Genomic DNA, 13,995 nt, shown 5'->3' on the forward strand with positions numbered 1-13,995 from the left:
ATGGGCATGGCGTCCGAAATGCACCACTAGGGAAGGTAGTAGGTGATGTGGGTCATGTGGGGTGCTTCACCGGTCAACGGCCCTCGAACGTGACCACGGTCTCGAACGCGGCCCGCCGAGTGGCTCTGCGTAGCGCCTTGAGCACGGCCGGACCGAGGGTGAGGATGAGGTGGACCGTCCCCACACCCGCTGGGACGGCCCCCGGCCTCACATACGGCCATGGCGTCGGCACCAAGGGTGACTGCTTCCTTCGGCACCGTGCCACGCACACCACGACCGGAGCCGGCAAGCCGCCACACACCAACCACCCGATCACCCCCTGGGCCGGCGCCACACCCCACCTCCCCGACGCCGGAGAACCCCACCGGGCACGCCCACACCCCCGCGGACACCACCCCAGCGGCCGCCGACCTCACGGTCACGCCCGCCGGGCACGACCGGGCGAACTCGCCGACCGCCGACAAACACCAGCACGCCTACGAGGAGCCGACGAACGGCGCCGCGATCCGGCCCCACCCGAGCGCCCCCGGCCCCACGCACTCCGGAACTCGTCCCCGCTTCCGCCAAAGACGCCGCGGCACGCGAGCCGTCCGTCACAGCCGACCAGACCGCTGCCGCCCGCCCCGACGCACGCACGCACACATCCAGTACCTGCACACCAAAGCGGAGGGCATGTGGTCGGCCAGGCCCAGGGCACCCAGCAGGGTCTCCAGGGTGTGTTCGGGGGTTCGATCTGGCTGGCTACGACCCCGACCAGCGCTCGGCAACGCCCCCTTTCGCGTCGGCGTATCCGAGTCCGAATGCGAGCGCATGTGGGAACGCGAGCACGTCGGGGAGGAGTCGTTCGAAGGCTCGCCACCCACGAGCGCGATCGGATCAGGGCCGTTTCCTGTCTCGGCGTGGTCTGGCGGCCGGTGAAGCTGAAGCCGGGAGGTCACGGCTCACGGCATGGGTGTCGGGCGGCGCGTGCTGGTGACTGCGGTAGTGGGTCCGTGTGGTGTCCAGGTGGCGGGCGAAGGCGCGGCGGAGGGTTTCGTCGGTGCCCAGCCCGCTGTGGTGCGCCGCCAGGCATGGGTGACCTCGGCGGCGAACCTCGACGTCGACCACATGTTTCTGTGCCTTCGACGGCTTGACCTACAGTTCTTGCTGGTCAATGCGTCAGCGGTCTGCCGCTGGGCGTCCATCGCAGACCTGGGCACCGCCTCACATCAGGTTGAGTGCTCGCTCAATGGAGTCGCGCACCGAGTCGTCCGTCTCGTTCGCCAGGTGCTGGCTGAGGGCCTGTCGTCGCTGGGCGGGTAGCCGCCAGCCTTTCGGAGTGCACGTCGTCATCAGAATGGCCGCGAGGGAGCGGATGCCGGGAACCGGATCGGTGAGCGCCGTGGCGAGTAGATCTCGGCCGGGTTCCCCCTGGGCCGCCAGGGCGCGGAGGATCACTTCACGGACGGCTGGGTGAGTCTCTGTGGTCAGTGCCTGTAGCAGTGTGCCGGGCAGGTCGATGCTCGGGTCCGGGTGGGTGATGAAGGTGCAGGCGGCGGCTCGCCGCCTTGTCGGAAGTTCGTCATCCAGGAGCGTGGCCACAAGTTGGGCCTCGTTGCCGGACATCTGGTCGGCGAACCAGGTGAGGGACCGGTGTCCGGTCAGGACGAAGTCGAGCCACCGCTCGTACCAGGGCAGGAAGCCGGAGTCGGCGTGAAAGCGGGGAGCGAAGAACCCCTCGTCGTTGACCTCGACCAGGCGCCCGCGCCCGGGGCCTGTGACGACAAGCAACGTGAAGTCGCTGCAGCCCCGGTAGACGACCGTGATGGTGCCGGGGAAAGAGCCTGTGAACTCGCCCTGGCCAGCGGGGCCTTGGGGGATATCCAGATCGGGGACGATCGGGAACGATTCGGCGAGCTGTCCCACGCCGGTCTGCCGGCTGACCCACCGCTCCATCGGCAGCAACCCATAGGTGGGACCGTATCCGCCGTGGCCGATACGGGTGAGGAACTGGCGGAATTCCTCAGGCAGTCGGACGCCGTGGCTGTCCTCGAAATCCGAGATCTGTGCTTCGGTGAGCGGGGGGCCAAGTACGGCCTTCTCCGTCGCCGGCAGCGCGGCGAGTTTGGTTTGGATCCGGGTGATCATGGCGTCCACCGGTACGTCTTCTCATGTCGGATGAAAGTTCGAGGCGACCATAGTGCACGGTCGGGCTGCCTGGTTGCTGTCAGTCTGCGTCGAACACGGCAAGACGGCGCCGGAGCTCCAGGTTCTCCCCGTGGGCCACCTCCAGGGCCTTCCGGAGCCGGGTGATCTCCTCTCGGTGGGCCTGCTGCTGTTGTGACAGGCGTGCGCTCAGCGCGCGCACGGCCGCCGAGGTCGACGACGGCGCTTCGGTGTCGGCCCGGCGCACACCGGGAACCTGGCTGTGCTTCGCGCGATGGCGTTCGATCATGCTTCGGAGCTGGGGATGTCTGTAGAGGAAGTCGGTACTCACTCCTGCCTCACGGGCAACGGCGGTGAAGCTGAGGCTTAGCCGGTGTTGACGATCTGGGCGAGAGCGGTCCGGGCCTCGTTTGTCGGCGTCCGTGGTCCGCGCCTTCGCAGCTCGGTGCAGGTGCTCTGGCAGAGGGTTCACCGTGTGAGTTCCTCGCTTCGGGCAGCGGGCGGTTTCGACCGACCCGGTCAACCCGGGACCGAGCAGTCCAGGATGCGCCCGTCCACCGTGCCCACGACCAGCCGCTGTTGCTCCGCCCGGTACGCGGCGGACACCGGCGTGACCGGGTGGCCGTGCGCGCGCAGGGTGTGCCGGGCGCGCACCTCGCCCGTCGCCGTGTCCAGGGTCTCCACCTCACCGGTGAGATACACGACGTACAACCTCCGCTCGTCGCCGTCGAGATCGGCGAGTGGCTTGTCGGTGCCGTACACCCAGCGTGCTTCTCCGTCCGGCAGCCGGCGGCTCACGACGTACGTGCCCTCGCGGGCTTCCCCGTAGGTAGCGCCCCGTTCGTACGACCGGCCCGCGTGGACGAGGGTGTGTGTCAGCTCGACGGCGGGGCCGTACCAGGGCTGGAGTGCGGACGCCGGGTCCCAGCGCAAGGGGAAGAGGGCACGCACAGTGGCGGGGCCGTGGGCGCCTGGAGGATCGATCGCGTGGATCCACGGCGCGTCGTCCGGGCCGGGGCCATCCACATACAGCAGTCGGGCGCTGTGTCTGACGCGCAGCGCCGGGGAGTTGGAGCGGCTGGGGGCGAGGTCGAGGCGTGCCGCCTCCTGGTGCGTGGGGGCGAGCAGCAGCGCGGCCTGTGCGTCGCGCCCTTGCGGGCGCAGGGCGAGCCAGCCTTCGTCCGCGGCGCACAGTGCGGGGACCGACGGCACGTCCACGCAGTCCACCGCAGCGCCGTCCGTCGTCGACATCCGCCGAACAGTGGTCGCGCGGTCAACCGGGCGACCCGTCACCTCGTCGCGCCGGTAGCCCCGGTACGTCACCCACGCCGACTCGTCGTCAGGGGCCGCCTCGACCCGGACGCTCCCCTCCCCGTCCGCAGGAAGAGCCCACCTCAGCGCGCCCGACGGATCCCAGCATTCGAGGTCCGTGTGCCGGCCGGTGGCGAGCACCCGACCGTCGGCCAGCACCGCCAGGTCCCGCACCTCCCCCCGCCGCCGCCACCGGCCCTCCGACAGCCGAGCGAGGGTGTCCTCCACACGCGGGTCGTAGAGGAGCCCGCTCTCGACCATCGGATGGCGTGTGTCGTCGGGGTCGACCAGACCGGCCGGAGCAGACAGCCAGTCGTCCACCGCGACGGCCAGCTCGAAGCCCTTGCGGAAGCCACCGTCCTTGTCCTCGGGGGAGAGCAGCATCGCGAGCCTGCCGTCCTCCAGCCAGCGCAGGTGGCGCACTTGGCGGCTCTTGCTCAGCAGGTTCGTCACGCGCCCGGTCTCCAGGTGCAGCAGGAGCAACTGTCCCTGAAAGTCCCACGAGCCGTCGTAGCGGCCGGTGCCGACGGCGACGAGCGGCAGCTCGGGGTGAGGCTCGATGGCACATACGGAGTAGCGGGAGGCGACGACGTGGCGCGGACGGAGAGTGCCGGCCTCGTACACGCCGATCCGGTGGCCGAGCCAGTGGCCCGTACCGCGCCACATGACGTGCCCGAGGTCACCGGCCGCGATGACACAGCCGTGACGCGCGTCGGTCACCGCCCACACAGGCCGGCCGATCTCGGCGAACGGCTGGTCCCCGAGTATCCGGCGGACGGTCAGCTCATCCGGCACGACATTCTCCCCCTCCCCCAGGTGGCGCACAGTCTGCCAGGCCCGTCGCTTTCCTGTGGTCTTCCGAGGGAACCGACTCATGGGCGCCATCGACGGGACTGAAGTCCTCGCCATCGCCGAATCCGGGGGTATCCAGCTCCGCCTGATCACAACCGGCGCGCCCTTCGCTCCGACCGTCCCCACGCCCAGCGTCCCGAGATGGCTTGCCTTCGCCCGCATCAATGGGCGGGAGGCGATTTTCACGTCACACTTCGCCACGGTGCGCGTCCGGGACCCGCGAACGGGGCGCCTGGTCGCAGAACTGCGCTTCGGTACGGCGGTCGCGGACGTCGCAGCGCTGTCCATGCCCGACGGCAGCCTGCTGGTGGCAGTCGGCGGCCCCGGCGTCGCGGTCACCGAACTGCACGACGATCCTTTCGTGCCGGACAGGCCCTAGCTAGGCCGCAGGGAGGTCAGCCCAGCGTGTGATCCCCTCGGCGCCGACGCGTATGCCGCAGCGGACAGCCAACGCGGTGACGATGTCGATGCCGCGGCCGTGCTCGTCCGGGTCCGGGGCTCCCCACCCGTCACCGCCGAGGACGGGTCCCGCGTCGGTCACTTCCACGCGCAGGGCCCCATGTCCGTCGACGCGGACCCACGACAACCGCAGCGTCGCCGGTGGCAGGGCGTGGACCAGTGCGTTGGTCAGGAGCTCCGAGACCACCACGAGTGCGTCCATGATGGCGTCGGGAGACAGTCCCCACTCGGCGAGCATGTTGCGGACCCGCCCGCGGACGGCGGGCACGGCCTCCGGGGCATGGGGCACGGGGCCGACATGATCGACAGCATCGGGGCCGAGGCGATCGACTGCCTCGGTGCCGACGATGTTGAGCTGGGTGGCCATCTGCCCTCCTCGACGAAAGGTGCCGACAGGTGCCGACGTCACGCACGCTATGAAGTGATACGAAACCGGTCAATAAACGTCGGTCGGCATTACCGAACGCAAGTCGAGATCGGGAGAAACCACCGTGTCATGGCCGATGTGGGACGGGGAAGGCGGATCTAGAATCGCGGTATGGCCGGTCCCGTCCAGTCCATCGAACGGGCGGCGGCAATTCTCCGCCTGCTCGCCGCAGGCCCCCGTCGGCTCGGGCTCGGGGAAGTGGCCGTCTCGCTGGGGCTGGCGAAGGGGACGACCCACGGCATTCTACGCACCCTCCAGCACGTGGATTTCGTCGAGCAGGACGCTGCGACCGGGAAGTACCAGCTCGGGGCAGCCCTCCTGCATCTCGGCACCAGCTACCTCGATGTGAACGAACTGCGATCGCGCTCGATCAACTGGGCCGACGCCCTGGCCGCCCGCAGCGGCGAAGCGGTCCGCCTCGGCACTCCCCTGGAAGGCAGGGTGCTCATCATCCACCACGTCTTCCGGCCGGACGACACCCTCCAGACCTTGGACGTGGGCGCACTGCTGCCCCTGCACGCCTCCTCGCTCGGAAAGGTGCTGCTGGCGTTCGGCAGCGCGACCCTCGATGCGGCGGTCGACGCCGGGCTGGAGGCGTACACCCGACACACCCTGGCCCACGCGGACGAGCTGACCCGCGCCGTCGCCGAGATCCGGGAGAACGGCTGGGGCGCCGAGGTACAGGAGATGAGCATGGGGGAAGCCGGCGTCGCCGCGCCCATCAGGGGGCACGGCGGCCTCGTGGTGGGTGCGATCGGCCTGTCCGGCCCGGTCGAGCGGATCTGCGACGTCAGGGGCCGGCCGGAACTCAAGCTGGTCACCCTGCTCCGTGAGGCCGCCCGGGCGATCTCACGAAACCTGGGGGCCGCCCGCTGGTAGGTCCCTCGCGCAGCGCATCTCCACGCATCGCATCTCCACGCATCGGAAGGCGGTCCGGATCATGGTCGAACGGTATGTGATGTCCATCGACCAGGGCACCACCTCCACCCGGTGCATCCTGTTCGACCACCGCGGGCGATTGGTGTCCGTGGCCCAGCGCGAGCACCAGCAGTTCTTCCCGAAGCCCGGCTGGGTCGAGCACGACGCCCTGGAGATCTGGCGCAATCTGCGACGCATCGTGCCCGAGGCCCTGTCCGGCACGCGCGACGGCGTCGCTGCCGAGGCCGTATCGGCCCTGGGCATCGCGAACCAGCGCGAGACGACCGTCGTCTGGGACCGGCGAACCGGCACCCCGCTGAACAGGGCGATCGTCTGGCAGGACACCCGCACCGCCCCGCTCGTCGAAGACCTGCGCAGCGACCCGGGCGACGCGTTCTTCCTGGAACGCTGCGGCCTGGCGCCCTCGACCTACTTCTCCGCACCACGGATCCGCTGGCTCTTCGACCACATGCCCGGACTGGCACAGCGGGCCGCGAACGGCGACGTCCTGTTCGGCACGATGGAGTCCTGGCTGATCTGGAACCTCACCGGGGGGACGGCGGGAGGCCGCCACATCACCGACGTGACCAACGCCAGCCGCACGATGCTCATGAACATGGGCACGCTCGACTGGGACGAGGAACTGCTGGGGTTCTTCGGGATTCCGCACGCGATCCTGCCCGAGATCCGGTCCTCGGCGGAGTGGTACGGCGAGGACCGCTCGGTGCTCCCCGGCAGGCCCATCACGGCCGCGCTCGGCGATCAGCAGGCCGCGCTCTTCGGGCAGACCTGCTTCTCCCCGGGCGAGGCGAAGTGCACCTACGGAACCGGCAGCTTCCTGCTGCTCAACACCGGCACCGACGTCGTCCGGTCCAGCAATGGACTGCTCACCACCGTCGCCTACAAGATCGACGAGCAGCCCGCGGTCTACGCGCTGGAAGGCCCGATCGCCGTCACCGGCGCCCTGGTCCAGTGGTTCCGCGACCGGCTGGAACTCATCAGCAGCGCACCAGGCATCGAGACCCTTGCGCGGACCGTCGAGGACAACGGCGGCTGCTACATCGTCCCGGCGTTCTCCGGTCTCTTCGCACCCCACTGGCGCAGCGACGCGCGCGGCGTCATCGTCGGCCTGACCTCGTACATCACCAAGGGGCACCTGGCCAGGGCGGCGCTGGAATCCACCGGCTGGCAGACGAAGGAGGTCGTCGACGCCATGAACGCCGACTCCTCTCTCACCCTGAGAGAGCTGAAGGTCGACGGTGGCATGACGTCCGACAACCTCCTCATGCAGATCCTGGCCGACGTCCTCGACGTGCCGGTGGTGCGGCCCATGGCGGCCGAGACCGTCTCCCTGGGCGCCGCCTACGCCGCCGGGCTGGCCGCCGGCTACTGGGCGGACCTGGAAGTGCTGCGCGGCAACTGGCACCGGGCGGCCCAATGGCTGCCGGACATGGACCCCACGCGACGGGCGTCGGAGTACGAAAACTGGCAACGGGCCGTCGAACGGTCCTTGGGCTGGATCAGACGGCCGAACGGCCCCTAGTACTCCAGCTGGGCTTCTGTATTTCTCCTGGTCAACGGCTTGGCGGTGGGGAGTGTAGTGGGGGTGTGGCATGCGCGGGACGGTCTTGGCCCGGCCGTCCCACCAACGTGTGCCCGCGCCGCATGCAGTGTCGGGGCGCCGCGCAGTTCCTTGTCGTGATGCACGACGTACCGACGAACGCCTGGGACCTGGAACTCGACTAGAGGCCATGACCACTCCCGCACACACCGGTCGCATGCTGTTCGTGAACATCCCCGTGGCCGACATCGAGCGCAGCAAGGCGTTCTTCGCGCGGCTCGGGTTCAACTACAACCCGAGGTTCACCGGCAAGACCGCCGCCTGCATGCTGGTCGGCGAGCAAGCCTGCGTCATGCTGCTCAGCCACGAGACGTTCGCGCAGTTCTCGAAGCTGCCGATGGCCGACCCCACCACGCACACGCTGGCGCTCTACTGCTTCAGCGTGTCAACCCGCGATGAGGTCGACACGGTCGCTGAGGCTGCGCTCGCCGCGGGCGGCTCGGAGGCGGACGGCCCCGAGGACCACGGCTTCATGTACTCACGCAGATTCAGCGCCTGCGCTTGCTGGAGCGCCGGCCGGTCCGTGGTGGCGTCGTCGATGGCCGCCGCCATGATGCGCCGTTCCTCATGGTCCAGGGCCTGCAGAAGGCAGATGAAGGCCCGCTGCTCAGTGATCCGTTCCACTCCCGGATCACTGGCGGGCAGCGATTCCTCGGGCTCCCCGGCTGGCGTCGACGGCCTCCTTCGGACCACGTCCACCGCCTTGCGGCCGACCACCGTCCTCAGCCACGCTTCCACGTTCCTGATCGGCTTGTCGTCCTTCGCCAGCGCGGCGAACGCATCGACGACGGCCTCCTCGGCGTCGTGCCAGTTGTTGCCCAGCTTGGGCAGCGCCGCCTTGACCAGGGTGTGCCAATGGTGATCCAGCAGCTGTCGGCCAGCCTCATACTCTCCGGCGCGATACCTCGCAACCAGGTCCCGGTCGTCGGTTGTCATCGCCTTCCTGCCTTTCCTCGCGCCTGGCATGGTCCGCCCCCGCCTTCTCGACGCGTTCGAGGGAAAGTCGTCGCCGCACGACCAAGATTGTCAACGGGGCCGGTCCGCGGGGGCCGCTGCCCCAGCCCACCGCTCCGATCGTGGCGGGCACTCGGCATGTCACAACGCATGCCGGCCCGGCACCGGATGAGGAAGCGGCAGCGGCAGCGGCAGCGGCAGCGGCAGCGTGCAGTCGACTTCAGAAGCCGAAGCTCGGCGGCACAGCACGTCCGCGCGCCAGGCCACGGTGCTTTTGATGCGGGACGTCGGCCCCTTTCCGCATCAGGGCGGGCAGCAGCAACTGACGGCGTCACAGCACGGCGGCGGGGGCGCAGGCACCTGGTGGGGCTGGTAGGGGTTGGCAGGAGGAGGCTCCGGAGCCGTGCATGTCGACACCAAAGACAGCAGAAAAAGAATCGCCGCCAGGAATTCGACGACAATGATGAACTGGCGCATCTTTTCGCGGTCCCTCCCACGGACGGCGCATAACTCGTTCTCGCCTGTTGGTCGTTGGTCCACACGGAGGCAAAAATTTCGGCATCGGATGGCCCGACATCACGCTGCGTGTGGGCGCGGGTCAGGTCGTTCCTCGTCCGAGCAGGCACGTACTGCCGAGCGCCGGACTCAGCCCGAGGGCACGGACGAGGCCTGAAATTGTGGCTGCCGTAGAGGCACCCATACATCCCCCCGATCGAACATGCCCGGCGGACGTTTCTCGGTCCGGCCGATCGCAGGCTCCCCGGCAGGCGCGTCGCCGCGGCAGCGAGGAGCACGTAGCGCTGTGCACGTTACGGAGTGGCATCCTGGGGACACACCAGTGGTCTCCCTAGTCTTGGCCTTCTCATGATGGTCCGTCAGCTCGTCTGGCCGGCCGTCTCGGCTCTTCGGGCGGGTGGTGGTCAGCCGAGATCCCGGCTGTCGTGCAGGCGAGAGCCTGGACCTGCCCGGGACGCAGTCCACTGCTCCGGCCGCGGGACAGCACGTCAGGATCGGCGGTTCCCGCCGACAGCCGGGGTTCGGGGCTTCACCTCGCCGAGGCTTCACAGCCGCAGGAGGCGCAGCACAGTGGTCAGCATCGGGATAGTGGATTCACCACGGGCGGTCTCCGGTCTACTCGCGGGGAACGACCGCATCCGGCCCGGCCTGGCCTTCTGTTCCTCCTCTGGCATGACCAACACCCCCGCGCGCGCGTCGCGACGGTCGCGACGAGGGAGTCGGCGGTGCGGCGCTGCCCGTGCGGAAACTCGGCTTGCTCCGGCGAGCGGGCTGGGCGCGGTCTCGAGCGCCCAGCGCACCGCGGCCTGCGCGTAGTCCGGGCGGTGCCCGTAATTCGGTGCAGCGGTGCTCGGCACAGGCGACCACCGCTGCACCGAATTACGAGGTGTGAAGCAGCCGTTCGTCACTGTCCACGCGGTTACCGGATCGGTGCTGCCGGTGGCCGACCACCCCGCCTCACCACCCACTTCCGCGACGACCACCGATAGCGCGATGGGGCTCGCATGAGGACCGCGCGGTCACTCATGCAGGGATGCGCGAGTCGACGGCCAGACGACTGGCGAGTTCGACTCGGGACCGAATGCAGAGTTTGGCGTAGATGTGACTGAGGTGATACTCGACCGTCTTGTCCGACAGAAAGAGCGCCGCCGCCACTTCGCGGTTGGTATGACCCTTGGTGACGAGGACTGCGACCTGCGTCTCACGTTCGGTCAGTGCGACGGATTCATGGCTGCGGCGGGTGGGTGTCTCGAATCCGGCCGCTCGAAGTTCCCGCTCGGCGAGCGCCGTCCACGGATCCGCGCGGAGGCGCTCGAATACCTGTCGGGCAGCGACAAGCGGACGACGAGCGGCACCGCGCTTCCTCTTCCTGGGCAGGAATCGCCCGTAGGCGATTTCGGTTCGGGCCTTCGCGTAGGGATCCGGCAATTGCTCATGGTGCCGAAAGGCCTCCGTAAGGGCGTCTTCGTCGGCGTGGACGAGTCCCCGGCACCGTGCACTCACTGCGTGACCCCACGCGGAGGGCGCCTGCTGGACCTGGCCCATGAGTTCGCCCAGCGCCGCCTGGGCGCCGGCGTGGTCGCCTGCGGCCACGCAGGCTTCGATCAGGTCGGGCTGGTGCTGCAACACGGTTGGTTCCCTCAGCCCTGCAGCGGCCATCTGCTGCTGTAGGTCATGGAGACGGGCTGCGGCTTCGGAGTCCTTGCCGGTGCCCAGGTCCAGGAGACCGAGTGCGGCTTCCATGTAGGGGCTGACCAGCTCAGCTCCGCGGTTCTCGATGAGTCCGCGAAACTGGCGGGCGTGCTCGGTGCACTTCTCGGCGCGTCCTCGGGCAGCCTCTATCCGGGCCAGAGTGGAGACCGCGTAGGCCTGCAGGACCGGCTGTCCGATCTCATGGGGAAGGAAGGGATTACGGATGAGCTACCAGTACACCGAACCAAATGGCGCCGCCTCCCCCGCCCCCGCCGACGGTCACCGGCCAGATGGTCAACGACGTTCGTCCTCATGGGGGTGCCGGCGGCACCCTTGAGGCGGTCGCCTGGCAGGGCCTGGTCATGCTGGGGGGCAAGACCTTCGAGTGGGTCCGCAGGCGCCGGTGACCGCGTACCCGACGAGCGACACAGTCACCACCTAGCGGGAGCCGCCAGGGCATGTCACGCCACAGGCCGGCCTCGCCGCTTCGAGTACTGCTCTGCGGGGCGCACAGCAGCCGGGAGCGGAGCGTGCGCTGCCGCGCCGCGCTCCGGCGGCTCCTGTGACGGCTCCCCTTGCGTCCCTGGCGGTCGTACGGTGGTCACGCGGGTCGGCCGGATACACCGGGCCCCGCAACAGTCAGGCGCGCCGGGGCACTTCGGTGGCACGGGCGGCATCCGCCGGTCAGCGGCATCGGGGACACGGGGACACAGGGATACGGGGACACGGGGCGATTTCGGGGGCACGTGGTGGAATTCCACAACCTGGCCACGCACTTCTTCGAGGTGCGGGCCCAGTACTGGCAGGCAGCCGACGCAGGGCAGCCGACCGGACGGCTCTTCCAGCATCTGACCGTCCTCGGACGACAGATCCTGGCGGTGCTGGACCGGCCCGGCGGTGTCACGCCGGGCCAGGTCAAGGCGTCCGACGTCGCGGGCATCCTGCTGGACGCCTACGGCCGCGAGCTGACCACCCACCAGTCCGGAGTCCGTACGTACCGGCAGGTCAAGGAGCACTGGGCGGCGGCCGAGGAGTTCACCCCCCACGCAGCGCCGGACCAGCTCCGCAACTTCCTGGCGGGCAAGGCACAGTACGAGCTTCAGGAGGGCCGGGCCAGCGAGGCCCTGTCGCTCGTGGACAAGGCCACGCGCCTGCCGCACGGCCCTTCCCTGCCATCGCGCGGCACACCGCCCGCCCCTTACGGAGACCTGCGGGTGCTGCGGGCCGAGGCGCTGCACCGGCTTTACGACCCCGAAATCGCCCTGGAGGTGCTGGCACCTCTGGAGATGGAACTCGCCGCCGTCCTTCCGGACGGGCCGATCGACGAGACCGACCCCGAAGCAATGCGTCCTCTCGCGGCCCACCTCGCGCGCGGCGGTGACGGTCCGGCGACGGCCGCCCCCGCCGGGGCGGACGGGCGGGGCGGGGTCGGCCGTCAGCCCTGGCAGAGGCCGCGGGCGTAGTCGTACGTCGCGGTGGCCTGGGAGTACCGCCACTGCGGGTCCAGCAGGTCGCTCTTCAGCTGTGCGGCCGCGGCCGGACTCTCGACGATGTACCCGAAGTCCTGCAGCCAGGACGGGTACAGGTTCTTGGAGCCGATGTAGAAGGCCGATCCGTCGACCGAGACCAGCTTGTGGTGCTGGGCGTACGGCTTGCCGTCCGCCCAGGTCGGCTGGTCGGAGGCGCGGAACGTGGCCAGCTGGAGGTTCTCGCACAGGGCCGTGCGCGCCCGACCGTCGTCACCGGTCAGGGCCGTCACCCGGCCGCGCAGGGCGTCGCTCACCTCGGAGAGCGACTTGATCTGCGAGTAGCCGCCGCTGCCGATCGTGCCGCGGTTCGCCGGGTCGCTCACCACGATGCGGACCTTCACGCCGGATACGAGCTTCGCGGCGAGGGCGTCGTAGAGGCGTACGTCGTAGCGGGGCAGTGGCGGGCAGGTGGCGTGCACGTCCTGCTGGGAGATCTCGATGTGCGAGGTCGCGCTGGAGACCAGGGCACGCAGGGCGCTCTCCTCCGGGTTGACGGTGTCGTAGTCCCGGTCGGCGTTGGTGTTGTCGTGCAACCCGATCCCGCACTTGGTGTCGCCGGCCGTGGGCAGGACCGGGCGGAAGGACGAGGTGGGGTCGTTCTTGCGGATGCCCACACCGAGGCCGCCGACGGCGAGTGCGGGCACGTTCCCCCCACCTTCCGGGGAGGCGGGCCGGGGCAGGGAGGGCATGCAGTCCGCTCCGGGCGAGGCGGCGAACCAGACCGAGCTCCAGTTGCTCTTGTTGCGACAGGTCCAGTCCCACAGGGAGTCCAGGTAGCGGCCCGCGGAGCCTGCGGCGGGCCCGGACAGCGCGAGGTCGACGTCGGCGACCGGGTGGGAGGTCTCCAGGTAGTCGTCCTTCCAGCTGTTGATGCCGCCGGTGATCACCGAACTGCCGTCCACCACGACGAGCTTGGAGTGGTTCCAGGAGAACGCGGTCTTCGAGGTGGTCATCGAGGCTACATTGAGGGTGATGTTGCCCGCGGCGGCCGGGCCGAGCTTCGCGAGCAGCTCGTCCCGGTAGGACGAGGGGATCACGGTGGAGTGGTAGATGGGCGCGGCGCCCACCATGATGCGCACCTTGAGCCGGTTGCCCTTCTGGGCGGACTCCTTCAGGCCCGCGACGATCGCCTCCTGGTAGCCGCCGTTGGGGAAGGGCGCCAGCGTCGATATGTCCACCGTTTGCCGGGCGCCGGCGATGTCCTGGCGCATCTTCTCCAGGAGACGGCGCGATCCGGGCCGGTCGGCGCACGCGGCGTCGCCCCAGCAGCCGGGCGTCTGGAGCAGCCAGTCGGCGCCGCCGGGCGTGGAGGAGCCGAGCCGGTTGCCGGTGGTGCGTTCCCAGACCGAGCCCTCCAGGCCCGGCGAGACCTGACGCAGGGTCTGCTCGACCGCGTCCAGGTGCGGTGTGGGCGCATCCGCGGCGGACGCGGGGGCGGGGGCGGCGAGGAGGGACAAGCCGAGTGCGAGGGCCGGGGTGGAGACGAGGGCCGTCGTACGGACGGTGCGTGCCAATGTGGTTCCTTGACTGGGGGGTGGCTCCGGCCGGGGCGTGGTCAGCCACGCCTCCGA

Annotated in this window: 12 protein-coding genes and 1 pseudogene; 6 read left to right on the plus strand and 7 right to left on the minus strand. The window is 69.6% G+C overall.

The features are described from left to right. Nucleotides 1–1,203: 1,203 nt before the first annotated feature. The 3 genes from ACZ6D7_RS42020 to ACZ6D7_RS42030 all read right to left on the minus strand — a co-directional run bounded on the left by ACZ6D7_RS42020 (nucleotide 1,204) and on the right by ACZ6D7_RS42030 (nucleotide 4,251). Nucleotides 1,204–2,127 carry a HEAT repeat domain-containing protein gene (locus ACZ6D7_RS42020; RefSeq protein WP_469502976.1) on the minus strand — a complete coding sequence of 308 codons (924 nt, stop codon included), beginning with the start codon at nucleotides 2,125–2,127 and terminating at the stop codon, nucleotides 1,204–1,206. 79 nt (nucleotides 2,128–2,206) lie between these two features. Next, entirely contained in the window at nucleotides 2,207–2,434 is a 228-nt protein-coding gene (locus tag ACZ6D7_RS42025; protein ID WP_469502800.1) for a hypothetical protein, read from the minus strand. 230 nt (nucleotides 2,435–2,664) lie between these two features. Next, a complete protein-coding gene (locus tag ACZ6D7_RS42030) occupies nucleotides 2,665–4,251 on the minus strand; it encodes a hypothetical protein (RefSeq protein ID WP_469502806.1) in 1,587 nt (528 codons plus the stop codon). A gap of 79 nt (nucleotides 4,252–4,330) precedes the next feature. Between ACZ6D7_RS42030 and ACZ6D7_RS42035 the strand changes: the two genes are divergently transcribed. Then, a complete protein-coding gene (locus ACZ6D7_RS42035; RefSeq protein WP_469502809.1) occupies nucleotides 4,331–4,687 on the plus strand; it encodes a hypothetical protein in 357 nt (118 codons plus the stop codon). Here ACZ6D7_RS42035 and ACZ6D7_RS42040 read toward each other — a convergent pair whose 3' ends face one another. Then, complete coding sequence (locus ACZ6D7_RS42040) at nucleotides 4,688–5,134, minus strand: ATP-binding protein (RefSeq protein WP_469502813.1); 447 nt, start codon at nucleotides 5,132–5,134, stop codon at nucleotides 4,688–4,690. A 171-nt stretch (nucleotides 5,135–5,305) separates the two neighbouring features. Here ACZ6D7_RS42040 and ACZ6D7_RS42045 point away from each other — a divergent pair, with 171 nt between their 5' ends. From ACZ6D7_RS42045 to ACZ6D7_RS42055, 3 genes and pseudogenes are all read left to right on the plus strand, one after another. Further along, nucleotides 5,306–6,073 (plus strand): IclR family transcriptional regulator, encoded by a 768-nt coding sequence (locus ACZ6D7_RS42045; RefSeq protein WP_469502816.1) that lies wholly within the window; start codon nucleotides 5,306–5,308, stop codon nucleotides 6,071–6,073. Nucleotides 6,074–6,134: 61 nt separating this feature from the next. Continuing rightward, nucleotides 6,135–7,655 carry a glycerol kinase GlpK gene (gene glpK, locus ACZ6D7_RS42050; RefSeq protein WP_469502819.1) on the plus strand — a complete coding sequence of 507 codons (1,521 nt, stop codon included), beginning with the start codon at nucleotides 6,135–6,137 and terminating at the stop codon, nucleotides 7,653–7,655. 235 nt (nucleotides 7,656–7,890) lie between these two features. Further along, nucleotides 7,891–8,193 (plus strand): annotated as a pseudogene (locus ACZ6D7_RS42055) (VOC family protein); the annotation flags it as partial. Here the strand turns inward: ACZ6D7_RS42055 and ACZ6D7_RS42060 are convergent. Then, on the minus strand, nucleotides 8,103–8,699 hold the full coding sequence (locus tag ACZ6D7_RS42060) for an RNA polymerase sigma factor (protein ID WP_469502978.1): 597 nt from the start codon (nucleotides 8,697–8,699) through the stop codon (nucleotides 8,103–8,105). The pseudogene ACZ6D7_RS42055 and the gene ACZ6D7_RS42060 sit on opposite strands and share 91 nt — an antisense overlap. A 1,527-nt stretch (nucleotides 8,700–10,226) precedes the next feature. Next, entirely contained in the window at nucleotides 10,227–10,946 is a 720-nt protein-coding gene (locus ACZ6D7_RS42065; RefSeq protein WP_469502823.1) for a helix-turn-helix transcriptional regulator, read from the minus strand. A gap of 197 nt (nucleotides 10,947–11,143) precedes the next feature. Here ACZ6D7_RS42065 and ACZ6D7_RS42070 point away from each other — a divergent pair, with 197 nt between their 5' ends. Next, nucleotides 11,144–11,302, plus strand: a complete 159-nt coding sequence (locus ACZ6D7_RS42070) for a hypothetical protein (protein ID WP_469502826.1) — start codon at nucleotides 11,144–11,146, stop codon at nucleotides 11,300–11,302. 342 nt (nucleotides 11,303–11,644) lie between these two features. Then, nucleotides 11,645–12,358: a hypothetical protein gene (locus tag ACZ6D7_RS42075; RefSeq protein ID WP_469502829.1), complete on the plus strand. Its 714-nt coding sequence runs from the start codon at nucleotides 11,645–11,647 to the stop codon at nucleotides 12,356–12,358. On the opposite strand, the gene ACZ6D7_RS42080 is transcribed toward ACZ6D7_RS42075, so the two are convergent. Beyond that, nucleotides 12,331–13,938, minus strand: coding sequence for a phospholipase D-like domain-containing protein (locus tag ACZ6D7_RS42080; RefSeq protein WP_469502832.1), 1,608 nt, complete (start codon nucleotides 13,936–13,938; stop codon nucleotides 12,331–12,333). The two genes, ACZ6D7_RS42075 and ACZ6D7_RS42080, sit on opposite strands and share 28 nt — an antisense overlap. Nucleotides 13,939–13,995: the final 57 nt, after the last annotated feature.

This window comes from Streptomyces sp. NPDC041784 (assembly GCF_055591025.1).